This window comes from Hominimerdicola alba 8, assembly GCF_000178155.2.
GTDB classification, from domain to species: Bacteria; Bacillota; Clostridia; order Oscillospirales; family Ruminococcaceae; genus Hominimerdicola; species Hominimerdicola alba_C.
In genome coordinates, this window is record NZ_ADKM02000080.1 from 44,527 (window position 1) to 68,498 (window position 23,972).

Genomic DNA, 23,972 nt, shown 5'->3' on the forward strand with positions numbered 1-23,972 from the left:
GCAAAAAGACCCGCTCTGTCGGAACGGGTCTTTGATATAGCTTTTATTTCTCAGCAAAAACAGTTATCTCGGTCGAACCGTCGATACTTGTCAGCTTTTTGCCGTCGGTCTTGAAGTAGCTGTTCTTAGAGTCAACGACCAGCTTCTTTACCTTGTATCCTGTGAACGCATAGCCGCGTACACGCTTGACGTTTGCACCTATCTTCAGCTCAGGCAGTTCAACGGTCGCCTTGTGGAGAAGTCCCGCGCCGAATGCGCTTGTGCCGATATATTCCAGAGCGTCAGGCAGTGTCAGTTCGCTGAAACCGATGCAGTCCCGGAATGCGAAATCGCCTATCTTCTTGACAGACTTTGCAAAGGTTATCTTAGTCAGACCCTTGCCCTCATCATCTAATCCAAGACCAAGACCCGGATCAAAGCTGCCCACGAAAGCGTAAGCGCCTATTTCCTCAACGCCGTCGGGTATTGTGAACTCAGTTCTGCTCTGACCTGTGAATGCTATCAGCTTCTTCATGTCAGCGGTATACAGAACGTTGTCCTTAGCGGTGTATACCTTGTTATCCTTTGAAACTGTCAGCTTGTCGAGTTTTGCGCAGTTGGAGAATGCCGCAGGGTCGATGACAGTCACGCTTGCAGGTATCTCTATCTCCTTTATCGCTGTTGAACTGAATGCGAAACTGCCGATGCTCTCCAGCTTTTCAGGCAGAACTACGGTTTCCAGTGCTGAAGCGTAGCTGAACATGTTTTCGGGGATAAATCTGAGGTTCTTTGGAAGTGTGACCTTAGTCAGTCTGCGCTGTCCCTGATTTGAGAGCCTGCCCATAGTTTCAACGCTGTCGGGGAAGATCAGTTCAGTCGGGTCGGAATCGTCAAATGCGTTGGTGCGTACTACAGTCACAGCCTTGCCGCCGACTTTTGCAGGTACTTCGATCTTGCCGTCTTTATCCTTATTCTTGCTCTCATACTTCACCAGTTCGGCATGGTCGCCTACTATCGCGAATTTCAGTACGCCGTTATCGGTCTTTTCTTCGGTCAGCTTGTCGAGTGTGCTGTCCTTGAACTCGAAAGAGCCGATATTTGAGCAGTACTCCTTGCCGTCAAGGGTGAATATGCTCATCTGTACCGCATATTCTGCGGGCATCTCGGAGAAGTGGAAAGCCTTGACATCAAAACTCTCGCCAACCGCCATGAACTCGCCGCCGTAAACAGTAGCTTCAAGTTCGCTGTAGTGCTTGCGAGGTGTCTTTTCATTGGGTTCAAATCCGCTGAACGGGCTGGAGAAACTCATCCACTCGCTCAGGTCTATCTCGTCCTTAGAAGCCACAGGCAGACCGCCCGAAGTGGTGTTGTTGCTTGTAAGACCTGTGATGGAAGCAGTGCCCTTGCTGTCAACACTGCTCTCTATCACGACATTCATTCTTTCGTCAGAAAGTTCCTGATCTGCGCAGAGCACACCTGCTGAACGGTAATTGCCGTTACCCATGAACTTTGTCAGACAGCTTATGGGTTCAGCCTGCTTGTCGGAAACTACGCCGATGCTCACGGGGTCGAGATCCATCTTGACTATGCCGTTCTTGTCCACCTCAGCGGGAACATAGAGCAGTCTTGGCGCCCATGCCTTTTCCTTGCCCTCAAAGCCGACATTTGTCAGGATAGTGAAGTAAACGCCGCGCATTTCCTTCATCTGTTCGTCGGTCAGCTGTGCGTAAGCATAGCCGTCGTCCTTGTACTTCTTGTTTGAGGATTTGCCGCCTTTTGGTACGACCTCGATATCCAGTTCATCATAAATGCTCTTTTCGGTCGGCTTGCTGCTGTCGGGCTTGCTTGAATCATCAGCCTTAGAACTGCTGTCTTCCTTTTTGCTTGAAGACTCAGCCTTAGAACTGCTCTCTTCCTTCTTGCTCGAAGACTCAGCCTTAGAACTGCTCTCTTCCTTTTTGCTCGAAGACTCAGCCTTAGAACTGCTCTCTTCCTTCTTGCTCGAAGACTCAGCCTTAGAACTGCTCTCTTCCTTCTTGCTTGAAGACTCAGCCTTAGAACTGTTCTCTTCTTTTTTGCTTGAAGATTCAGCCTTAGAACTGCTCTCCTCAGGCTTGCTTGAAGAACTGTCGGGCTTGCTACCGCCCTCAGCGGGATAGAGTGCTTCCATCAGCGCTTTATAATCGTTGTCGATAGGGTCGGTGGTTATAAGGTCATAGCCGCCTATACTGTATAGTATCTTGGAAGCATTATAATCAGCCGCGCTGTTAGTCAGCGGAAAGTATACAGAAAGACCGCAGGTGCCCTTAATGGTAGTCGAACCCTCGACCAGCATATCTCCCAGCGCCGACTTCAGCTTCTTTGTTTCGCCCGAATATGCGCCCGAAAGTGAGTCTGCCATAGTTGCGAGGTCGGCAAGGTCGTAGCCGCTGTAGCTGTATGCGCCGTCAAGGAACTTCTTGTAGTTTGCAGCATCGCCATTATCTATCTCAGCTTTCATAGCCTTGCACACGCCGCCCATAGCCGATTTAACGCTGTCGGTCTTTGAAAGGTCGAACACGCCCAGTGTTGCAGACTTTATATAAGGGCTTATGCTTGGGTCGGAGAGGAAATCGAAGTAAGTCTTGACTATGCTGCTGCCGATATCCTTAGCCTTGCTGGTGCCCTTGACACCGCCGAGAAACTCATAGTTCCAGCCGCAGCCGGGTTCCGTGTCAGCCGAAGCCACAAGATAATCTGCGTATGGCTGACACATGTCAGCTATCTCCAGCGATGACATCAGGCAGGCATCAAAGCCGATGAATGCCAGCTTCTTGCTCTTGAACGGGCTTGCTTCAAGCGCCTTTTTCATTTCAGACATAGTCAGCGAGTCACCGCCGCCTGTCTTTGCATCGGTATTGAGTTCGTCACTGCCGTAGCCTATTACAGGTCCGCCGCCGTGATCCCAGCAGATCAGCGCGTAGTCATCAGCGGGGTACTTTTCGGGAACATCTTTGAGGAATGCGCTGAAAGTATCCGATTCGCCCATGTTCTTCCTGTCAGTTTCGTAGATGTTTATACCTTTCTTGCCGTCAGCAGTCAGGTCAGCGCCGTTAGTCTTATATTCGATATAAGCGTTCTTGCCTGTAGGGAAGCCGTTTAGCCACCATGTTTTTGCGCCGCCGCAGTACAGCACCAGGTTTACGTCCTTGTCATCGAGTCCGCTTTTTATCATTTCGAGGATATCCTGTGTGCCCGCCATGCTGTTCTGTTTGCTTTCAAGGTCAGAACCGACCATGTATACCATCAGGGTCAGCTTCTTCTTGTCCTCAGCCTTTTTGTCAGACCATTTTCTCGCCTTGACTTCTGCCGAAGCGCTTACGCGGGAATTTTCGCTGTTTTTGCTGTTAGCCGAAGACCTTGAGATATCTTTGAGCGATACCAGCTTCATGTTGTCTACCATGCCGTCCTGACCGCCTGTCAGTTCAATGAACTGTGCAGTGGTGGTTTCATCATCGGTGACATCATCATCAGAAGATGTGGTATCTTCATCGGCAGGTTTTTCCTCCGCGCTGTCGTCAGACTTTTCCTCTTTGGCAGTCGTGGTGTTTGCAGTACTGCTGTCCGCTTCGGAAGTCTTGTCGTCAGCAGGCTTTTCACCGCATCCTGCCATCATCGATGCTGTCAGCATAAGTGCTGTCAGCGCACTGATAATTTTCTTTGTTTTCATTTTGCTCCTCCATGTTTGATTTGTGTAAAGATAAAATTAATTTACCGATTAATATTTTACCACATCATGAAGTATTTGTAAAGGTGTAAACTGACGCATTTTACCACCATTATACTGAGATTATTAAGCACTTTGATAAATTAAAAAACGAAAGCGCCCCCTGATATGGGAGCGCTGTGAAAGCTGTGTGAAAGTTTGATATTGCGGCGTTTCAGTGCAGTATTATCATTCCTTTCCTGTCACTGTCCACCAGTCCCGCAGATGTGCAGAGAGTGTCTGCGCTCACCGCTGTCAGGCTTCTGCCGTTCTGCCCGTAGAAGGGGTCACAGCAGTAGAATATATTACCATATTCATCATCGGTATCATATCCGCAGACCAGCACGTACTGCGTATTTGTGGTGATGCCGTAGTAGTCGCTGTAGTCGTAATCAGCCACGCCCTCATAGTACCTCACAGCCAGCATGACCCTTTTGCCGCTGTCTATCTGAGCCCTCAGCATTTCTTCGCTGACATCTTCCACCCTTTCAGCCACAAGGTCGCCGCCCGAATAGTCGTTTATCAGCTTGACGGGGTCATTCACAGCATCAAGGACTTCTTCCGCGCTGATAAGGTCAGCCTTGTCCCACTGACGAAGTTTCTGGCTGTTGACCAGTGCCGCCGCCGTTATGGGAGCGCTCTCCTTGCTTGAACAGGGGTAGGTGCCGCTGTACTCATCTTTCATAAGACAGTCACCTGCTGACGGCAGAATGGTCGCAGTCAGCACCTCAGTCAGGTCGTCTGCGGGTATATAGCCTGTCTGTGAAAGGTAGGATACTTCTATCTGCTTGTCCATGCCGAATTCCGAGATATCCAGCGCATCGTAAGATGTAAACAGTTCGCCTTCGGTAGCCGCCCCGATGTATCCGCCGTCCTTGTCAGTGACACCTGTGTCGGTGCTTACGCGGTAAAGATGCCCCTGCGGTATCTCTAAAGGCTCTTCTTCGACAGGAACTTCCGTCTGTGGGGGAGGGGACTGCGTTTGTTTCTGTGCGGCAGGCGCAGACTGTGTATTTTGTTTTGTATCATCTTTTTTGCGTGTCTTTGGTGCTATGCCGTAAAAGATAACGCCTATCAGTATCACCGCACCGAGAATTATGCCCAGCGCAAATCTGGAAGCCTTAGCGATGTCGTTGCGGTTGTCGTTCATTATTTTTTTCAGTTCGTTCTTCATCATTCTCCGACTTTCTGTTGTACCGCCTTGCCCAGCATCAGCGTACAGCCGTAATTATCACGCCAATACGGGTCGTGGAGTTCATATGCGTCCAGATACTTGTTGTAGCTTATATATGTAGACATGCTGTCGCCGCCGTCAGGCAGTTCAAGGTCGATGCCTGTGTCGGTCAGGGTATATTTCAGCCGCAGACCGCTTTTCAGCAGACCCTCGCCCTCAGTTTCATTGCCGTCATAGTCGTACCACTGTATGCTGACATAACCGTTCTCAAAGTCGAACACGGGGTAGTCGAGGTCGGTACGCAGTCTTTCATAGCTTGCCATGCCTTTGAGCATCACACGAGGTATCAGCCTTTCGCCTTCAGGTGAAGCCGCTCTCAGCGAATACAGTTCACTGTAGTCGAGCAGTTTTTTCCAGTCACACTGGGAAAGCAGGGTCACATCATAGTTCATGCCCATGATACACAGCGCGAGGTCATCACCGTCAAAATACATGCGCATGTGTGCATATTCTTCAAAAGGCGGTGACTGTGTGTTTATCGGATAAAAGGCTTCACAATAGCTGTCACAGTGCTGAACGCTGTTTATTACTCCTTTTTGGTCTGTGACTATTGCATGGAGATAGTATTTGTCCGCAGACATGTCATACGGCTTTTCTTCAACGCCGTATTCTGCCAGCACAGCTTCCTTGTTGTCATTGCCGTACATGCGTGCCCAGAAAGAGGGATATCTGTACCATTCACCGTCATCGTTATAGCTGTTCCAGAAAAAATATCCGTAAAGATAAGATTTTTCGCCCAGCATTTTTTCAAAAAAGTCAAAATCGCTGCCCACGCAGAAATCTTTGTATACCAACGGTTTGCCGAGATCGGGTTCGGTGTCATCGTATTCGGTCTTTGGTTCTGAATAGACCACCTCAGCCACACTGTCATCATATTCTCTCGGTATCGGTTTCAGCTTCTCTTCGGCGGTAGGTTTGATGGTACACCCGCCAAGCATCAACGCCGCCATTACAGCTGACAAAACTCTGTATTTGCGCAAAAAGCACTCCCCCTTTCACAAAAAGTTCAGACTTACAGTTATTATACCATATTTTCATAAAAAGGTCAATCCCCGAACAGCGGTCAGGCGGTGAACGTATCTTCATAAAATGCAGTTTAAGTTCTGAAATTGACAATTGCTGGCATTTTTTTGCTTTTGCATCTACAGAAAAAATCGTTAAAGAGATGGTCATAAATACGTTTTTTATGCGTTTTGCGGCGTGACATGCAGTTGACAGGGACTTTGTGTTATGTTATAATGGTTAGTGAACGCTAGTGGCAATAAATGGAGGAAGTAAAACAATGAATTTTAAAGGCATAATTCTCGGTGTCATCACTTTTCTGATAATCGGGCTGTTCCACCCGATAGTCATAAAGGCAGAATACTATTTCTCTAAAAAAAGCCGGTATGTTTTTGCGGCAGCAGGGGGGATATCCCTGCTGATATCACTGCTTGCAGACAGCGATTTCCTCAGCTGTATTTTTGCTGTGTTGTCAACGACCTGTTTCTGGAGCATACATGAACTCTACGAGCAGGAGGAGCGTGTACGCAAGGGGTGGTTCCCGAAAAATCCGAACAGAAGATACTGACGAAAAAAAGCACTGCCCGCGCGGACAGTGCTTTTTCTTATACTGTTATGGTATCTGATATACTATAAATATAGCTTTATTCCTTGACACCGCCTATTGTCAGACCTGCCACAAAGTATCTCTGTAAGAAAGGATAGAGTATGATTATCGGCAGGGAAGTGATGACAGTTGCCGCCGCTCTTATCGAGGTAGGTGTTACAGTTGCGGTGGAATGCTGAGCGGATTCAGCGGTCGCTTTCTGGTTGGTCACCGAGCTTAACAGCTTCATCAGCTCATACTGGAGGGTGGTCAGGTCATCATCCATCTTGTTGTACAGCATCGCATCGAACCAGCTGTTCCACTGACCCACAGCGGTGAACAGTGCAACGGTCGCGATAACGGGCATGCAAAGCGGGAAGATTATCTTGATGAAGATAGTCATGTGACCTGCTCCGTCTATCATTGCAGACTCGGCAAGGCTGTCGGGCAGACCGTTCATGTAAGTTCTCAGCACCAGCATGCTGAATGCGGGTACCATGCCGGGCAGTATGTAAACGAGGAAGTTGTTGGTCAGACCGAGATTTTTGTAAACGATGAATATAGGGATAAGACCGCCCGAAACGTACATAGTTACAACATACAGCAGTGACAGCTGTTTCTTGAAAAGGAATTCCTTGCGGCTGAGAATGTAAGCCAGCAGTGCAGTCACCATAGTGGAGGTAACGGTGCCTATAACTGTTCTCAGCACACTTGTTCTTGCGGCGGCAAACATGCTCTGCTTGCCGAGAACTGTCTGATAGTTTTTAAGCGTGAACACGCGGGGCACAAGGGTTATGCCGCCTTTCAGCGCATCAAGACCGTCATTGAACGACACAGCCACCATGTTAAGAAGAGGGTAGAGTATCACGATGGAGAATATTATCATAAAGATAGTATTCAGTGTATCGAATACCATATCGCCTTTTGAGCGGCGGCTCATTATGCCGTGTTTGGTGTTGGCGCCGATGTCCTCAGACTTGCGCTGTTTGCCCGTCTGGGGGGCGGGAAGTGTTTTTGTAAGTTCTGCCATTTTCTGCGCCCTCCTTTAGTACAGACTTTCTTCGCCCATCGCTTTAGCGCTGGTGTTTGCTATGACTATAAGTATGATGCTGACAAGGCTCTTGAAGATACCTGCCGCAGTACCGATAGCGTAGTTGCCCTTGCCGATACCGTAGTTCAGCACGTATATGTCGATAGTTTCGGATACTGACTTTACAAGGTCGTTGCCCAGCAGATATTGCAGTTCAAAGCCTACATTCAGTACGTTGCCGACATTCATTATCAGCAGTATCAGTATGGTGGGCTTGAGTCCCGGCAGAGTTATGTGCCAGATGCGCCTCATTCTTCCTGCGCCGTCTATCGAAGCCGCCTCATACAGGTCGGGGTTGATGGAAGTTATCGCCGCCAGATAGATTATGCTGTCCCAGCCTGTTTCTTTCCAGCGTGTCGCGAACGCCACTATCCACCAGAAGTATTTCGGTTCTGCAAGCCACTGAACAGGCTTGTCTATCAGACCTGTAGCCATCAGAACCTTGTTTATAGTGCCGTTCTCCATCGAAAGGACATCGAACACGATGCCCGTCAGTATTATCATCGACAGAAAGTGCGGCAGATAGGAAATGGTCTGCACGAACTTTTTGCCCATATTGAAGCGGAACTCGCTCAGCAGTATGGCGAAGATTATCGGGCAGACAGTGCCCAGAAACAGATTTATAATGCCCATAGCAAGGGTGTTTCTGACGCAGAGTATGAAGTCTTCGTTCCTAAACAGGAACCTGAAATTTTCAAGTCCGATGAATTCCGAGTGGAACAGACCATCGCGGGGTTTGTATCGCTGGAAAGCCATCAGCCAGCCTACCAGCGGCGCGTAGTTGAATATTATGACATACACCACGAAGGGTATGCTAAGCAGAAGAAGCGACTTCTGATTTTTCAGCTTTTTGGCAAAATCAGGGTCTTTGAACATTTGTTGCACCTCCGAGAAAATATATCCCAAATTTCCCAAGACAAAGATATTTGCCAAAGGCGGCAGGGGACAGATCGCCGTGTTTACAAAAGCTGTCATGATACAGCCCCCTTTTCGGGGGCTATATATGACAATATTTTATAGCAATCCGCCTTAAAATTTAGACAAAATCCAGTCACAAAACCCATAAATCCCAGCTTTTGCGACTGGATTTTGTGAATTTAAAAAGTTGGATTGCTATAGGAAGAGTTGAAAGCGTTGATTATTTGCCGTTGGCAACATCGATCCTTCTCTGGATCTCAGCATCGAATGCGGGGAGAAGTATGCCGTCAACATCGCACTTCTTGTGGTAAACGTCCAGATACTCCTTCCAAGCGGAGTCGAAGTCTTCGGCTATGCAGACCTTAGGCAGGTACTCATGCTTAACGGAAGCCATATCAGCCCATACCTGACCTTCGGGAGTGTCGGTAGTAAGTGCGTTGGAGTAAGACCACATTGGGAACCAAGCCTCGTTCTCCTGTGCGGGGTCGCAAAGTTCAACATAAGTCTTTACGCCGTAAGCATCGAAGCATTCCTTTACCTCGTCACTCAGCGAATCATAGAACTCTGTAGCCTGGTGCTGAGGGTCACAGCCGTTGATGCCGTCGTGATCCATGCCGCTGTAGTTGGGAAAGTATGCGTATGGGCAGAGATTAGCGTTCATGTAAGCCTGATCTTCGGAGTTTCTTCTCATCTCATCAGTACGTGTGAACACGCCGTCTTCGCCCTTGTTGTAGTTTACGCCCTCAAGACCCCAGTTCCTCATGGTCAGTATCTCAGGGTCGAGCAGGTCGTTCATGAACTGCATAGCGCCTTCGGGATCTTTGCAGGATACGGTTATGCCGACACCGTTGGAAACGTCCAGTGCTGAGTTGGAGTGCCAGTGCTCGTCCATGCCCTTGTCGATGGTGATGCCTACAGGAACGTAAGTGCAGTCATCAAGACCTGCTGCCTTGATAGCGTTCTCAGCATCGTTGAAATCCCAGTGCTGGTCAACCATGCCGCAAACTCTGCCTGTTGACAGCTTGGAGATGTAAGCATCGTAGTTCATGGTGAATGTTTCGGGGTCGATGATGCCCTTCTTGTATTCCTCATTCAGCTTTCTGAAATATCTCTCAGCTGTGGGAGTGGTGTTGTAGTCGATAGCCTTGTGTGTTTCTCTGTCAACGATGCAGCAGCCGTCGTTCGGATAACCGTCGAGGAAGAAAGGTGCATTTTCAAGGCAGAAATATCTCCAGTCATCGCAGAGTATCTCGTAGCCGATATTAGGTGTGCCGTCTTCCATAGTGGGGTTGGCTTCAACGTACCTTTCTATCAGGTCAAAGTATTCATCGAGAGTTTCTATCTTGGGATAGCCTGCCCATTTCAGAACTCTTGTCTGTATCCAGAATGCTTCATCGTTGTGTACGCAGGTGGTGTCGTGATCCCAGATGTTGCCGAACTGAGGGATTATGTAAATATGACCGTCATCAGCCCTGATGGAGTTCCACTGTGCTTCTGTGTAGAAGTTCTTTATGTTGGGATAGTTGTCCCAGAGTTCATCTATTGCGATGAAAGCACCTGCTTCGACCATTCTTGCCATGCCTGACGAAGCGTCAACGAAATCGGGGTAGTCGCCGCCTGCTATCATAACACCGATAGCTTCCTCAGCGGTCTGACCTGTCAGCCATTTCATATCGCACTTTGCGCCTATCTTTTCAGCGATAGCGTCCTGAACTACGTTGTTGTCGTCGAGTTCGTTGCCGGGTACTGCAAAAAATGCGCTGAATACCTTTACCTCAACTTCTTCACCGTTTGAATTGGTGACTTTTTCAGTCTTCTGTTCGCCCTTGCTGCCTACATTGCCGCATGCTGCCATGCCGATTGCCATTGCGAGTGCCAGTGTGAAAGCGGCTGCTCTTTTGATCTGTTTCATAAATAAAACCTCCATAAAAACGTTTAGTTTAGCTTTGAACATATTAGCTAAATTTTGTTTTCTTTTACTGAGATTATTATAGCAGATAAATCGTAATTTGTGAATAGTTATAACGAAATTAAGCAATAATTGCAAATATTTTTGACCAAATCAGCAAAATTTGCTTAATTGAAGTTAATGCTAGGAAAAAGTAAACAAAAATTGTTAAGTAATGCGCAATTTTTGACTAGAATAATTATTGCTGAATGTGCTATATTAATATATTTATGTGAACGGTATAATATATCGGACTGCTTTTGTGTGCATTGAACATATATACAGCATGCGCGTAAAGCGGCTTTGTGTGATTGAAACAAGAGAATTGTGATATTGACATTGATTTGTTATTGTGTTATAATTATATGTGTAATTTATGACCGTTTCTTATTAAGGAGAACCTCACATGGCTACTTATGTTATGAGCGATATTCACGGTGAATATGAAAAGTATCTGCTGATGCTGGAGAAGATACAGTTTAAAAGCGATGATACTTTGTTTATACTGGGCGATGTGGTCGATCGCGGTGCAAGACCCGTCGATGTGCTGAAAGATATGATGAAGCGCCCGAACGTCTACCCGCTGATGGGCAACCATGACCTGCTGGCGATAGACATTCTGCACAAGCTGAATGTAGAGATAACCGAAGAGAATTATTCCGATCACCTCAGCACCGAAACGATGACCGAACTTATCGACTGGCTGAAAGACGGCGGCAGTCCGACGCTGGCACAGTTCCGCGAACTGAGTGTGGCTGACAGGCGGGATGTGCTGGATTATATGGAAGAGTTCAGCTTGTGCGAAGCGGTAGATGTCAATGACAAGACTTATGTGATGGTGCATGCGGGTCTTGGCAATTTCCGCAAGGGCAAAAAGCTGAGGGAATACACCTTGCAGGAACTTCTGATGGACAGGCACGACCCCGAAAAAGACTACTTTGAGGACGACGATATCTACGTTATAACAGGACACACCCCCACCGTTCTGATCTGCGGCAAGCCCGAAATATATCAGAGCCACCACAATATCTTTATCGACTGCGGCGCGTGCATGGGCGGCAGGCTGGCGTGTCTTTGCCTTGATACTATGGAAGAATTTTATATCTGAACCGTGACCCGCAGTGCGCTGTGCCTGCGGGCTTTATTTTTTGCAGATGAGCCTGTTGTGTTCACGGAGTTTTGCGGCTTCCACAGGGTCGGTAACGGCGGTGATGAGCGCGTAGCCGCTGAGAGTCCGATACAGTTCAAACCCGCTTTTCAGTTCGTCTGTGCGCCCGCAGGTATCTTCGGCGGAAGGGAAGTGTTCGGGCGGAAGATATGCGTTCATCGTCAGGCGCACGCCGCCGCCCTGTCTGCTGACACGTATCCCGCCCTGCACTTCTCCCTCGCCGTCTGCCGAAAGATGTCCCCGCACTGCCGCCAGAAACAGCAGCGCACCCACTCTCTTCTCGCGAAAGTCCTCAAAACTCAGCCCCAGTTCCGAAAGTTCACCCGCGTCCACCAGCACCGAAACTCTTCTGCCGCGCCTGCGTATCTTCATATTACCACCCCCGAATATGCTATGCGGTCTTGCAGTAATGTGTTACAGTACACAAAAAAGGACACCTGTGTGAGATGCCCTTATCTGTTTTATTCGGCAGAATGCAGTTCGGCAGAGTGGGGATAAGCCCCATGAATGCGCTGTCTGCTGAAAGTGTTTCAGTCCGCAAAAAAGGACACTTGCGTGAGGTATCCTTATCTGTTTTATTCGGCAGAATGCAGGTCGTCAGAGTGGGGACAAGCCCCCATGAATGCGCTGCCTGCTGAATGTGTTGCAGTACGCAAAAAAGGACACCTGCGTGAGGTGTCCTTATCTGTTTTATTCGGCTGTTTTTCTCGCGGTGAGCCTTGCCGTCAGAAGTATGCAGGTCAACAGAGTGGGGATAAGCCTCGTGAATGCGCTGTCTGCTGAATGTGTTGCAGTGCGCAAAAAAGGACACCTGCGTGAGGTGTCCTTATCTGTTTTATTCGGCTGTTTTTCTCGCGGTGAGCCTTGCCGTCAGAAGTATGCAGGTCAGCAGAGTGGGGACAAGCCCCATTAATATAATGCCGACCCAAAGAGAATTGTCGGTGAGGGCATCACGGCTGACCGCCGCTGTCACGGGGATATTCATAACGCTGTCTATCGCTGTGTGGCAGATGGCGGCGGGGAAGACCGACTTTGTCTTTTCGGTCATATATGTCAGCAGATAAAGGCGAGTACACATAAAGAACTATCTCAGGTTTTAATTGAAAGGTTGTGCAGAGTTTGGCTCTACACAGCCTTTCTTCTTACATAATACTGCTTGAAATCAGCCGTTGCGGTTGCTGTCACGACGTTGAAGCGGAAGTGAATATCCACCTGCTGAGTGCGGTTTGCTCTGCCGCCTTTGGGAGCATGAACTATGATCCTGTCGATCAGTTCGTGCATGATCTCAGGGGTAAGCTCAGTGAACTCCTCATACTTCTTGACGATACCTACAAAGTTCATCACATCGTTTTTCTTCTGCTCCTTGCGGCTGATCGTTTCGGAGAGCTTTGCGGCATCGTCTTTCAGCTTGCTCTGCTCTGTTTCATATCTTGCCGACATCGTAGCGAAACGCTCATCGGAGATCTTACCCGACACATTGTCCTCATACAAACGCTCGAACAGGTCATCAAGCTCATTGATACGCTTTTCTGCGATCCTCAGTGCTTTTCTGGCGGTCTGCATCTCACTGTCCTGTGTCGCTGCGGAGTTTTCCATTGCCCTGCGTACAAACTCGTCCTCATTGTCCCTTACAAACTGCGAGAGCTTGTTCAGTTCACCGAGGATAATTTCGGTCAGTACGCAAGTTCTGATGTAATGGGCAGTGCATTCGTCCGAATCGTGTGCATAGGTGGAACACATCATATGCTCCTGATTTGGCGATAAGGTCTGCGCCCTGCCGACATAAAGCGTATTTCCGCAGTCTGCACAATAGACAATTCCTGCAAACGGACTTACCGTACCGCTTTTCTGCCTTCTTTTCTTGTGGCTGCGTATTTCCTGCACAAGGTCAAAATCGTGCTGAGAAATAATAGGCTCATGGGTGTTTTCGATGATAAGCCAGTTCTCTTTCGGATTTTCATACAGCTTCTTGTTTTTGTAGGACTTGCGGTAAGTCTTGAAGTTGACCGTGTGACCGAGGTAATCCATACGCTCAAGAATATGAATGACCGTTGCCATACCCCAGCGTTTTGTTTTGGCGTTCTGATTGCATACGTTCATACCTTTGGAACGGTAATATGCTGTCGGTGTTGGTATACCGTCCGCTGTCAAGATATTAGCGATCACAGTCGGACCGTTGCCCTCAATGCAGAGCTGAAATATTCTCCTTACCACAGCGGCAGCTTCTTCGTCAATGACCCATTGGTTCTTATCCGTTTCGGACTTCTTGTAGCCGTAAGGCGGGTGCGTGGCAAGCGGCTTGCCTGCCTGAGCCTTTGCTTTCTGGACGGCACGAATTTTCTTGCTTGTATCACGAGCGTACCAGTCATTAAAAATATTCTTGAAAGCCATCAGCTCATTTTCGGATTTTAAGGTATCCACGCCGTCATTGATCGCAATATAGCGGACATCATAATCAGGGAACACCATTTCGATCAACTCACCAGTTTTCAGGTAGTCACGACCGAGTCGTGAAAGGTCTTTCGTAATCACGATACCGACCTTGCCGTCCTCAATGTCAGCCATCATTGCTTTGAAGCCGTCACGCTCAAATGTAGTTCCCGAAATGCCGTCGTCCACATAGAACTTGGTGTTGCGGAAACCGTTGTCAGCGGCGAACTTTGAAAGGATCGCCTTCTGGTTAGTAATACTATTGCTCTCCCCGTGAAGCATATCTTCCTGCGAGAGACGGCAATAGAGTGCTGTAATTTTGTCTGTCATTATTTCCTCACTTTCCGACAAAAAACAGCAGGCTATGATATACTCAGAAAGTCAGGAGTATCAAGCCTGCCGTTATCTGTTCACGCAGACTTTTCTATCTCACGGGCGATAAGCCGGTTGATAATATCTTCCAGACTTTCATCTGTATCAGAATTGAAACTGATCTTGACACGATAGGTTGTCAGACCGATACGATACTCCGAGTAGGAGCAGTCTACCTTCTCTTTCTCTGCGGTAGTTGTTGTCTCTTTCAATTGTCTCCTTTCCGCCTGCGATCATCTATCTCTACACGCATAGGCTTTTTGTTGCAGGGCGTTACTCCTGCACAGTAATATTATAGCGCGCACCGTCGAGACTTGTCCATAGATATTGCGCCCAAAGTTTCTGTATCTGATTTGTGCGCGTCGGACATTGTTTCGGACGGTACGGCTATAATCGTTTTGTTGTCGGTTTTATATCTTAAACCGCATAGGGGTTAGGCTTCTCACCGAAGAACGAAGTCTGTCCGTCAGCAACATCGTCCGACTTGTTGTCGGCATCGGCAGAGTAATCGACCAGCCCCTCAATGTCAGCATAGGACATTCCACTGTCGGTCAGCTTGCCGATCAGTGTATGCTCCGCAGTGACAGCATCGAGAAGTGCCTGCCCCTCAGCACCGCCGTAAAGCTGTGAGAGCTTATCGTAGGTGTAGAGCTTGCTATCAATGATGACCTTGCGCCTGCGCTCTTGCACAGCCTTGATAGCCTTTTCGTAGCTGTCGAGCTTTGCCTGATTCTCGGCAAGCACAGCATCCGTAATGATAACGGCGGACTCGTCAGCAATCTCAGCTTTTGCTTTCTTACTCATTCACATCACCTCACTTCATCTGATATTGCAGGATACTCACATACCCCACGATAATATTATAGCGCGCAATAAAGCCGTTTGTCTACTGGTATTGCGCTCAAACTTTCTGCTTCATTAGAGTTTTGCGTTCGACAGAATGTTATGGGGAATTTCAAAAAGCTCCAGTGTGTTCGGCTTCACTTTTACCACTAATGATACAGAGAAACTATGACCTTCTACATATCAATACCAAATTATTCTGCCATTCGCTAAGTACCGCCGAGATATTCTCCGTTATGCACAAACAGACTATAAAAATTTCAGTAAAAGATTTTGCAGACTATGCTTAACGAAGCCGTGATTATTATGGTAATAACTATTGAGAAGGATTTTCACCAGATTGCCGCACTCCCAGCACGATAACTGCGCCGTACCAGATTACAATTTCAAGAGTGATGATGAATGAGAGCATCACGCTGGAGCGTGAGCGAGATACCGCCGACCGAAGCGGCGGTGAGAGATGTCGCATTCGCTCCACGAATTCGCTGACGGAGCATCGAAAGCCTGAGCAGAGCGATAAGCTCAGGCGAAAAAAATATGCGCCATAGCGCAACAAAAATAACAAGCATTGTATTTTGCGCCGCACAGCGAGCGAAAATACCAAATGCTTGTTGGGGACACCCCAAGCCCCGAAATGACCGCACAGCGGTCAGAAAAAATCGGCTTACGCCGAAATAAATACAAAGGAGACACCACTATGGAAACCGAGAAAAAGAAGCGTGGCAGACCGCCCAAGCGCAAGGCTATGGAGTTCGAGGGTATGACCTACGAGGGAGCTATCAATAATGCTCTGGACAAAGAGGTTGCTGCCGAGCTTGACGATACCCTTGCAAACAAGTCCGAGGACGAGCTTTCCGATGATGAACGCAAGTACCTGAAACGCAAGAGGGAGAAGAAGTCTTACACACTGAATGTCAGGTTCACCGAATCGGAAATGCAGGACATCATAGCGAAGTGTGAGCAGTACGGTTACAAGAACAAGACCGAGTATATCCGTGATTGTGTTCGTGCGAGGGTTGACTTCACTCCCGACCGCAACGCTTATGCCGAGGTCAACAAAGTTATGAAACGCATCGGGAGCAATGTGAATCAGATACTACTTCTTATGCGCAGGACAGGACATATTTACGACCAAGATATTCAGCAGATCAAAGAGGGGGTAAACGAAATTTGGCATACACTTCTATCCATACGATCAGGGCAACAGTCAGCGCAGCGATCGCTTACATCACAAACGGAGATAAGACCGTCAACGGTATATATGTCAACTCTTATGCTTGCCGAAGCGACAGTGCAGGAGCAAGCGAGGACTTCCGAGCCGTCCGAGGAACAGGCACAGGGCGAACACAGATCCTTGCCTATCACATGATTCAGAGTTTTGCCCCCAGTGAAGTTACGCCCGAACAAGCTATGCAGATCGGTGAGGAGCTTTGTGACCGCTATCTGAAAGGCGATTATCAGTATGTTATCGCAGTTCATAACGATAAAGACCACCTGCATTGCCACATCATTTTCAACAACACAAATCTGTATAACGGTCTGAGCTTTACCACCGAGCATAATCAAGGCAGGAAGTCTGAAAGAGCGTGGGCAGAGTTGCGTGAGATTTCGGACGAGATTTGCAAGGAACACGGGCTATCGCTGATTGACCCGAAGGGCAAGGGCGTTTCGTATCTTGAACTGTTGAAGCAAGAAGAGGGCAAGTCGTGGAAAGAAAAGCTCCACGTTCGTATTGCAGAGGTCATGCTTTACAGCCGTGATTTTGCGGACTTCCTCAAAAACTGCACCTCCGCTGGAATAGAGTATGTTTACACTCCGAAGAACAAGTACAAGTTGAAATTCAAGCTGTCTGGTGACGGTCAGCAACGCTTTACAAGAGCCGAAACGCTGGGCGAGGGATTCACCGTCGAAAGCATCACCGAGCAGATAGCCGAGATACAGGAAAAGCTGTTGGCGGCGAATGTCACTCCCGATATGCTTATCGAACCGCCGAAGCCTGTTGTTCCCAAGACCGAGCCTAAGCCAACACAGGCAGTCACCGCACCGACAACACCGAAACAATCAGCCGAGCCTGAAAATACCACCGAAACGAGTGAAACCGCAAAGAGAAAAGCTGCGGCGGAACAGGTTGAGAAGTTCTTTGCAGCCCGACGAGCAAGACGGCAGGCACAGCTTGATATGCTTAACGCATCTGCTTCCAAGCCCGCCGAGCCGAAGCCTGAACCGTCTGCCCCGACACCACAGCCCACACCTACGGAGAGTAAAGCACCTGAAAAGAAAGAAGATGTATGGGCAGAGATTAGGGGTATGCGTGATTGCGACAAGATGATCGCTGACCTTGAAGCTGGCGGAATCACATCGCTTGACGATCTCAAGGGCTTCTTCTGGAATTTCAAGCACCCTGATGACCACACGGACGAGCTTGCCAAGCTGAGAGCAAAGATAGAGCCGATAGACAAGCTCATTGCGATGATGGAACAGCATTCTCAGAACTATGATATATACAAGGAGTATCAGGAGCGTTCTGCTTTTACACAAAAGAGTTTCCGCAAGAAGAATGCTGCCGCTATCGACGCATTTGAAGAAGCCGACAAGTATATTGCCGAGCATATCAAGCCTTACTACATCAAAGGGAAAATGCCTAAGCAGAACGATTTGCAGGCGAAGTCCACCAAGCTGAAAGAGAAATACAATGCTCTGTTGCCTGAGCATAATGCATTTGTCACTAAGCGTGACACGGCACACAAGTACACCCGACAGGTGCGTAACTATCTCCAAAACAAGGAACAGCAGGAGCGTAACAGACAGTACCAGGAGAGAAAACGCTCTCAGCAGAAAAAGAAAGACACACTTGAATAACGGCAGGCTCTCTGCCGAACGGAATAGCCCCTCTGAGCCGTCTGTAACGGTTATGGGGAAAGTTGTACTCCTGAAACTACAAACGCTCCCTGAGCGTTTAGAGAGCGTTTTGCAACATAAGGCATATTGCACCGAGGAAAAATGTGATATTGCTGCGCCCTGCACAATTTTTATTACAATTTCTCTCCAATGCTGGACTCCTGTCTTTTCATGGGATATAATTTATCTACACTAAATCACAGGAGGGATACCACTATGTTAAAGATACCCGAATTGGCAATGCCGAGGTCACGTAAGGTCACGACCGTCTGCAACGGCAGGCGTGAGTTCTGGACGGACTATGAAGAAGCTAAGGCGTATTTCCTTGAACTCATGATGACTACCGAGGGCGAGGAACATGACCGTGTAGAGTGCATATATATTCAGCTTATTCACGGGCTTGACGAGTGCAGCGACGAGGACGAATAATCAGCAGGGCGAGTTGTTTCGGCAGCTCGCCCTTGCTATGTCCTGTGACGAACTGAAATCCTCATTAGCACACTTGATGTGTACTCAGAATATAAATGCCCTTATACAAAATAAGCGCCGTAGGATAGTTTCTACGGCGTTTATTGCTTTTAGTCAGTTTGCTGTATACTTATGAAAGCATTAGTTCATTAATTATGAGTAATTATAAAGCGGTGTAAAACACCTTGACATTAGATTCTTTGCCATGTTAAAATTATATAGTGTATCCATACACGCAATATCTAAAGAAAGGAGGGAAAAGTATGAGTAGGCTCACTGATTTTCTGGATACCCAAAGTGACTTCTTCATAGAGGTTGAGGGAACTCTGGATAAAATCCGCAGAAAACTGGGGGATGATTTGGATAGAGATGATGACGGTGTTTGCGCACTTGCCGATGGCTCTAACAAATGGGGTCTTGAATATCGTCTCTATACCCATGAGCGTCCTGATCCGCCTTTGGGTAACCAGTTCCACAGCAATACCGAAATCCGTCACTCTGATTATGAGTACCGTCTGAGTGATAATGATTTGGTATCGGATCTGCTTGATAGCGGCTACTATCTTGGCAGAAACTAACCGTTCGCTTTTCTAAGTACCTGGCACCTTGATTATCGTTTGTGATAATCAAGGTGCCTTTTTATATTTTGGGTACGAGTGTCTTTGAATCAATGGAATTAGTATTGAGATCCCATTTCCCAACTTGCATTTTTTTAATCTTCTTTCCGTCTCCAAAATCAAGTAAATCGGTTCTTGACAAGTTATTCAGAATCTTATTTAAACTCCCAAGACCAACGGAAGATAGTAAGAATGCTTCGGCTGGATCGCACAACTTGCAATATGCCCATAATTGCCCTAAATCGTGTAGATTTAGCTGAGTTTTCTTTGCTTCTATAAAAGCCAAACTGGTAGATTTACCACGGCATATAATACCTAACACATCAATTTGTATATCAAGTCCTACAGTTTGAGGGTATCTATCAACAATACCGAATTCTTCTAAATATAGGTATAAATCACGAGAATGAGAATCAATAGTAATTATCTTTGAAGTCTTATATTTTTCCTCAAGATAAGTTTGTAGCCATTTTCTCATTGGCTCATAGAGTTCATATTCGTATTTAACGTTACTTGCCATATCCTAAAAACCTTGCTAAATCTGTCCATGAATCAAAGTGCTTTCCTCTTATCTCAGCAGGCAAAGATGGATCATCTTCTCCCGGATGATGTGGACGATTACTTCTCCTTACAGTCTTTTCCCAGTAAAACTTATGCGTTTTTACTGGATCGATGAATTCCAATAGTTCTTCAGTGTATTTTTCAAGAGCATCTTGCTTGTGCTGAATATTGAATCCAATAGGTAGAAATTCGTTTGCAAAAACCTTTACCTGATGTTCTTTCTTCCAAAAATTTGGTTTACCCTCATTATATTTCTTCAGATTTCCATCCCTGAAATTAGGATGACCAAAATCAATCGTCTGAACAGGAACATCAACTTCTTTCAACATATTTGCTATATCAATAACTAAGTACCAATTTCCGGGGATTTCAATGTATACCCTATGCGCACCATCCTGCCCAAAGGCAATGTTACTCTTTCTTATATATCCTGTTACATCAGCTATTCCTTTGAGTAACGACTTCTTCTCATCTGTACTAATGTTGAATAAATCAGGATTCATACGCATAGTTGAGTGATGTGCGCCATTTTCAGTCAGCCTAACAATTTCACGAACTACATATTCGCTGTTAGGCTTTGAAAATGTCATTTTAGTAGAATGCTTGGACTGAGTAACTATAAGATTGTTGCCAATCAACGGTTCTACAATCGAACGCATATCAACTGTACTCGCTTTTACATATATAGAAACATCTTTCAGATCATCTGTATAAAGGTTTTTGTATGGTATATCAATAGTAATCGTAGTTTCTCTTTCAGTACGCTGTATTTCTCCGTTACCAAGAACCATTCCGATCAAATATGCCATTTCGGTATTCATAAAACCACTCCCTTCTTAGATTTAACAATCACATCATATATTTTATCGGCAAGAGCTTTTGCCATTAACGGCGGCACTGCATTACCTATTTGTTGCCTTATATACAGCTTTGGACCGATAAAAACAAATTTATCATCAAACGATTGTAATCGAGCTGCTTCTCTTGGGGTAATAGCTCTGTTCAAAAACGGATGATTATTAGTTCCGTTAGATGAAGCGTCAAATCTTGTATCTATCGTCGGAGAAGGCTCGTCCCATTTAAGTCGCCCCCAAGTTCCTGAAAACTGTTGTTTGCCTATCATATCTTCTGGAAGATACTCTTTGCCACACTCAGGTGGTATCAGCGACAGCTTTTTAATTGCTATTTCAGCGTGATTTGAAGCTTTGTGATTATACAGCTTCTTAGCTCCTTTTCTCATTTTGGTCTGGTAATCACTTGACGGCTGTGTGGTATAGTCCTGTTCAAATGCACCTTCCCCTGAGTTAAGGTATGCTAAATCGAAAATAGCATCACGAACTGTCGTTACTTTCTTAGCAGTAGGTTTAGGTAATTCAATGGGTATATCCTTAGAGCAAATAAATATTGCTCGTTGCCGTAACTGAGGTACACCATAATCTGCTGAATTTAATACACCATAACGGACGGTATAACCCATTTCTTCTACCCTTTGAACAATCTGATCCTTAAACCACCCAGCAGATGTTGATAACAGAGCTTTCACATTTTCAATAATAAAAACCTGCGGATTGATTTCTGATACAATATTCAGGTATTCCAAAAATAGAAAGTTTCTTGGATCGTTTAGTCCAAGTTTTTTTCCTTTGAGAGAGAATCCTTGACACGGCGGCCCGCCGATTACCATATTTACTTTCTTTTCCTTGCTCAAAGATATAATTCTTTCTTTTACAGCGGAATCAGTGATGTCCCCGTGAACTATTTCCGTATCGGGCATATTATGCTTAAATGTTTGTAGTGCTTGCTCATTGAAGTCCAAGGCGATTGCTGTCCTAAAGTGTTCGTTTTTCTCTATGCCATAAGAAAAACCGCCAGCGCCGCTAAATAAATCAAGCACTATAAAATCAGTCGTTTCTGTTTTCATAAACTTTTTGTTCCTAATCAGTATTTTTTTGAATAGCAATTTACCGTTAATAGTAGGCTTAAATAAATCATATTCATTATCCGAGCCATGATTAGCTTCACCGACTATTTCAAATTGATCGCTATTGTATTTGTCAATAATGGTAATCGGCACACCCATTATCCCCGGATAATCATAAGGAATGTCAGCGACTCTCTTAACATTTATAGCATCATATAAATCGTATTTAGGATATTCTTCTGGAGTGTATTTTTTAGTAAGTTTTAACAGCTTATGCCTTCTGTCATTATCTAAATTTGTGAGCCACATAGCATTGCCTAAGCTACGCCATTTTTGTCCAGTTTCATCAATCCAAAACCTTGTTTCCCTTGGTTCTGATGTATCGGGAACACGGAATTTCATTTCACCAAAACGATACCCTGTCCAAGCTTCATTATTCTGAATCAAAGGAAAGATTTCTTTATATGTTAGTGCATTCTGATTTCCGATCAACAAGAAGCTTTTATGGTATTTCATCAATAAAGAAACAAGTTCTTTAAATAAGGAAAAAGGTGGATTTGTAACTATGATGTCTGATTGCGATAAATATTTGATACACTCGGGGCTACGGAAATCCCCATCGCCTTTAAGTGCTTGGATAACACCTGGCGTGGAAAGATGTTCTGAAATAATATCATCTGAAATATCTTCTTCTTCGCAAAATTTCTCAGTATCCAGTACATATCCGCAGCCGTTTGTTGAACAGATACGACCATTAGCTATTAGTGGCATCTGTGTAGATGCTATTTTTGAAGCATAGTATGATGTGCAAATAAGCCTTTTAATTTTGAGCTTATTAAAGTTTCTCAGGAAGAACTTACAAAAATTGGATTCAAACGGATCGTCACAGTTGCAAAGTACGACTCTATTGCAGAAATGCTTTGTGTAATGTGACAGTTCACTTTCAATAGTATCATATGTTGTATAAAACTCATCGTCTTTACTATTTTTAGCGCTTTGAAGATTAATATTATTATTACCCACATTACTCACTTCCTCTACATATAGACAATCTCAAATCACTCAAGGGCGCTCTTTCCGCTTTTTATCCATTTTTCCAGTTCGCTTTTTTGGAACTTCCATAGTTTGCCAATTTTATGAGCTGGAATATCAGTTTTCTTAATCCAGTTTCTAATAGTTTCCTTGGTTACTCCCATATACTTGGCAGCTTCCTCTATTCCTATCCAATTATCATTAATGGTTTCCATAATCTCACCTCGATACAAAAAGTCCACTTTAATCATTATACCATACCTCAAATCGAATTTCAAGTGGTTTTGTGATATTTCGTGGTATTTGATAGAAATTGAACTCATCTAACTCGTATTGTATTATATGCTCTGTAAATGAAATAAGGCTACCAGACTCTATTTCACATACATTAGCCTTGGTTTTCAACTTTGTGACATTGCAAAGGTGATAAAAAAGAGGAACAGCCAACTTTGACTGTTCCTTTACCATAGCCTGCCTATTTGTCTTGGTTTAGAGATACTTCTTTATGGAGCATCGCCGAACTGAGCGGCATGCACACCACGCACATCGCGATGACCCCAACATACGGGAAACCCGCGTAGCTGCGCCCGAAGTCGTAGCCGTACCATATCAGCGGCGCGTGCCAGAGTCCCCAGATGATGCCTGTGATACAGCATGCGGGCAGTCGCGGCATGAACTTTTCCAGCTTTGGTGTGAGGTATGCCCGCCAGCCGAATTCTTCACCGAAGCCCAGTATCAGCAGGGGAATGTCCTGCAAATATGTCAGGCACAGCAGTGCGAGCGCAAAACTAAGCCCCTTGCCGTTGGTGTTTTTGTCGAACAGTTCAGCCATATCGGTGCCTGCATCAAACAGAAAATGTATCACGAGCATGTTCACAAGCCCCATCACAAGCGGAAGGACTGCCGCCGCGATATAGGTGCCCTTGTGCGCTTTGAGATGGGCTTTGAGGTAATATTCGCCCTTGCCCTCTTTGGTGATGATGCGGGTGAGGATATTCGCGACAGCGGGGTACAGCATGATAGTCTGTCCTGCCGCCGCTGAGGTCAGCCCGCCGTTGTGGTCTGAAAAGGCTATCTCCAGTATGTAGTTTGGTATGAAGCAAAGCACTGTGAATATGACTATTCGTCTTAATGTCAGCTTTTTTTCTTCCGGTGTCATA

The 23,972-nt window shown here is 46.1% G+C and carries 24 protein-coding genes; 7 read left to right on the forward strand and 17 right to left on the reverse strand.

Annotation, left to right across the window (positions count from 1 at the left end; translation table 11 throughout):
- Positions 1-43: 43 nt before the first annotated feature.
- The 3 genes from CUS_RS08770 to CUS_RS08780 form a co-directional block, all read right to left on the reverse strand.
- Positions 44-3,688 (reverse strand): clostripain-related cysteine peptidase, encoded by a 3,645-nt coding sequence (locus CUS_RS08770; RefSeq protein WP_002849744.1) that lies wholly within the window; start codon positions 3,686-3,688, stop codon positions 44-46.
- 211 nt (positions 3,689-3,899) lie between these two features.
- On the reverse strand, positions 3,900-4,901 hold the full coding sequence (locus tag CUS_RS08775; RefSeq protein ID WP_100084565.1) for a hypothetical protein: 1,002 nt from the start codon (positions 4,899-4,901) through the stop codon (positions 3,900-3,902).
- On the reverse strand, positions 4,898-5,938 hold the full coding sequence (locus CUS_RS08780) for a hypothetical protein (RefSeq protein WP_037276957.1): 1,041 nt from the start codon (positions 5,936-5,938) through the stop codon (positions 4,898-4,900). The genes CUS_RS08775 and CUS_RS08780 overlap by 4 nt, the downstream gene beginning before the upstream one ends.
- A gap of 302 nt (positions 5,939-6,240) precedes the next feature.
- Here CUS_RS08780 and CUS_RS08785 point away from each other — a divergent pair, with 302 nt between their 5' ends.
- Positions 6,241-6,528 (forward strand): DUF4491 family protein, encoded by a 288-nt coding sequence (locus tag CUS_RS08785; RefSeq protein WP_002849775.1) that lies wholly within the window; start codon positions 6,241-6,243, stop codon positions 6,526-6,528.
- 76 nt (positions 6,529-6,604) lie between these two features.
- On the opposite strand, the gene CUS_RS08790 is transcribed toward CUS_RS08785, so the two are convergent.
- The 3 genes from CUS_RS08790 to CUS_RS08800 all read right to left on the reverse strand — a co-directional run bounded on the left by CUS_RS08790 (position 6,605) and on the right by CUS_RS08800 (position 10,466).
- Positions 6,605-7,576: a carbohydrate ABC transporter permease gene (locus CUS_RS08790; RefSeq protein WP_002849682.1), complete on the reverse strand. Its 972-nt coding sequence runs from the start codon at positions 7,574-7,576 to the stop codon at positions 6,605-6,607.
- A gap of 15 nt (positions 7,577-7,591) precedes the next feature.
- Positions 7,592-8,512, reverse strand: coding sequence for an ABC transporter permease (locus CUS_RS08795; RefSeq protein ID WP_002849654.1), 921 nt, complete (start codon positions 8,510-8,512; stop codon positions 7,592-7,594).
- A 262-nt stretch (positions 8,513-8,774) separates the two neighbouring features.
- Positions 8,775-10,466 (reverse strand): extracellular solute-binding protein, encoded by a 1,692-nt coding sequence (locus CUS_RS08800; protein ID WP_002849798.1) that lies wholly within the window; start codon positions 10,464-10,466, stop codon positions 8,775-8,777.
- 442 nt (positions 10,467-10,908) lie between these two features.
- Between CUS_RS08800 and CUS_RS08805 the strand changes: the two genes are divergently transcribed.
- Complete coding sequence (locus CUS_RS08805) at positions 10,909-11,610, forward strand: metallophosphoesterase (protein WP_002849750.1); 702 nt, start codon at positions 10,909-10,911, stop codon at positions 11,608-11,610.
- Positions 11,611-11,643: 33 nt separating this feature from the next.
- On the opposite strand, the gene CUS_RS08810 is transcribed toward CUS_RS08805, so the two are convergent.
- The 6 genes from CUS_RS08810 to CUS_RS08830 form a co-directional block, all read right to left on the reverse strand.
- Positions 11,644-12,042, reverse strand: a complete 399-nt coding sequence (locus CUS_RS08810) for a hypothetical protein (RefSeq protein WP_002849660.1) — start codon at positions 12,040-12,042, stop codon at positions 11,644-11,646.
- A gap of 19 nt (positions 12,043-12,061) precedes the next feature.
- Positions 12,062-12,481 carry a hypothetical protein gene (locus CUS_RS08815; protein WP_002849785.1) on the reverse strand — a complete coding sequence of 140 codons (420 nt, stop codon included), beginning with the start codon at positions 12,479-12,481 and terminating at the stop codon, positions 12,062-12,064.
- A gap of 24 nt (positions 12,482-12,505) precedes the next feature.
- Positions 12,506-12,748 (reverse strand): hypothetical protein, encoded by a 243-nt coding sequence (locus CUS_RS08820; RefSeq protein ID WP_002849805.1) that lies wholly within the window; start codon positions 12,746-12,748, stop codon positions 12,506-12,508.
- A gap of 47 nt (positions 12,749-12,795) precedes the next feature.
- Positions 12,796-14,430, reverse strand: coding sequence for a recombinase family protein (locus CUS_RS08825; protein WP_037276958.1), 1,635 nt, complete (start codon positions 14,428-14,430; stop codon positions 12,796-12,798).
- Between the two features lie 80 nt (positions 14,431-14,510).
- On the reverse strand, positions 14,511-14,684 hold the full coding sequence (locus CUS_RS19180) for a transposon-encoded TnpW family protein (protein ID WP_002849687.1): 174 nt from the start codon (positions 14,682-14,684) through the stop codon (positions 14,511-14,513).
- A gap of 205 nt (positions 14,685-14,889) precedes the next feature.
- Positions 14,890-15,276: a hypothetical protein gene (locus CUS_RS08830; RefSeq protein WP_002849664.1), complete on the reverse strand. Its 387-nt coding sequence runs from the start codon at positions 15,274-15,276 to the stop codon at positions 14,890-14,892.
- A 437-nt stretch (positions 15,277-15,713) separates the two neighbouring features.
- Between CUS_RS08830 and CUS_RS19790 the strand changes: the two genes are divergently transcribed.
- The 5 genes from CUS_RS19790 to CUS_RS08850 all read left to right on the forward strand — a co-directional run bounded on the left by CUS_RS19790 (position 15,714) and on the right by CUS_RS08850 (position 19,259).
- Positions 15,714-15,863, forward strand: a complete 150-nt coding sequence (locus CUS_RS19790) for a hypothetical protein (protein WP_002849787.1) — start codon at positions 15,714-15,716, stop codon at positions 15,861-15,863.
- Positions 15,864-16,012: 149 nt separating this feature from the next.
- Positions 16,013-16,684, forward strand: a complete 672-nt coding sequence (locus tag CUS_RS20395) for a plasmid mobilization protein (protein WP_002849806.1) — start codon at positions 16,013-16,015, stop codon at positions 16,682-16,684.
- Positions 16,573-18,174, forward strand: a complete 1,602-nt coding sequence (locus tag CUS_RS08840) for a relaxase/mobilization nuclease domain-containing protein (RefSeq protein WP_242831549.1) — start codon at positions 16,573-16,575, stop codon at positions 18,172-18,174. The genes CUS_RS20395 and CUS_RS08840 overlap by 112 nt, the downstream gene beginning before the upstream one ends.
- A gap of 255 nt (positions 18,175-18,429) precedes the next feature.
- The gene (locus CUS_RS08845; protein WP_002849681.1) at positions 18,430-18,642 is read left to right on the forward strand and encodes a hypothetical protein; all 213 of its coding nucleotides are present in this window, start codon (positions 18,430-18,432) and stop codon (positions 18,640-18,642) included.
- A gap of 302 nt (positions 18,643-18,944) precedes the next feature.
- Positions 18,945-19,259, forward strand: coding sequence for a hypothetical protein (locus tag CUS_RS08850; protein ID WP_002849658.1), 315 nt, complete (start codon positions 18,945-18,947; stop codon positions 19,257-19,259).
- 61 nt (positions 19,260-19,320) lie between these two features.
- Here the strand turns inward: CUS_RS08850 and CUS_RS08855 are convergent, their stop codons facing one another.
- The 5 genes from CUS_RS08855 to CUS_RS08880 all read right to left on the reverse strand — a co-directional run bounded on the left by CUS_RS08855 (position 19,321) and on the right by CUS_RS08880 (position 23,971).
- Positions 19,321-19,818, reverse strand: a complete 498-nt coding sequence (locus tag CUS_RS08855) for a hypothetical protein (protein ID WP_037276960.1) — start codon at positions 19,816-19,818, stop codon at positions 19,321-19,323.
- Entirely contained in the window at positions 19,808-20,680 is an 873-nt protein-coding gene (locus tag CUS_RS08860) for a hypothetical protein (RefSeq protein ID WP_002849686.1), read from the reverse strand. The genes CUS_RS08855 and CUS_RS08860 overlap by 11 nt, the downstream gene beginning before the upstream one ends.
- Positions 20,677-22,803 carry a DNA (cytosine-5-)-methyltransferase gene (dcm, locus tag CUS_RS08865; protein WP_002849803.1) on the reverse strand — a complete coding sequence of 709 codons (2,127 nt, stop codon included), beginning with the start codon at positions 22,801-22,803 and terminating at the stop codon, positions 20,677-20,679. The genes CUS_RS08860 and dcm overlap by 4 nt, the downstream gene beginning before the upstream one ends.
- Before the next feature lie 35 nt (positions 22,804-22,838).
- On the reverse strand, positions 22,839-23,027 hold the full coding sequence (locus CUS_RS08870) for a helix-turn-helix domain-containing protein (protein WP_002849718.1): 189 nt from the start codon (positions 23,025-23,027) through the stop codon (positions 22,839-22,841).
- Between the two features lie 260 nt (positions 23,028-23,287).
- On the reverse strand, positions 23,288-23,971 hold the full coding sequence (locus CUS_RS08880) for a CPBP family intramembrane glutamic endopeptidase (protein ID WP_002849679.1): 684 nt from the start codon (positions 23,969-23,971) through the stop codon (positions 23,288-23,290).
- Between the last annotated feature and the right edge of the window lies 1 nt (position 23,972).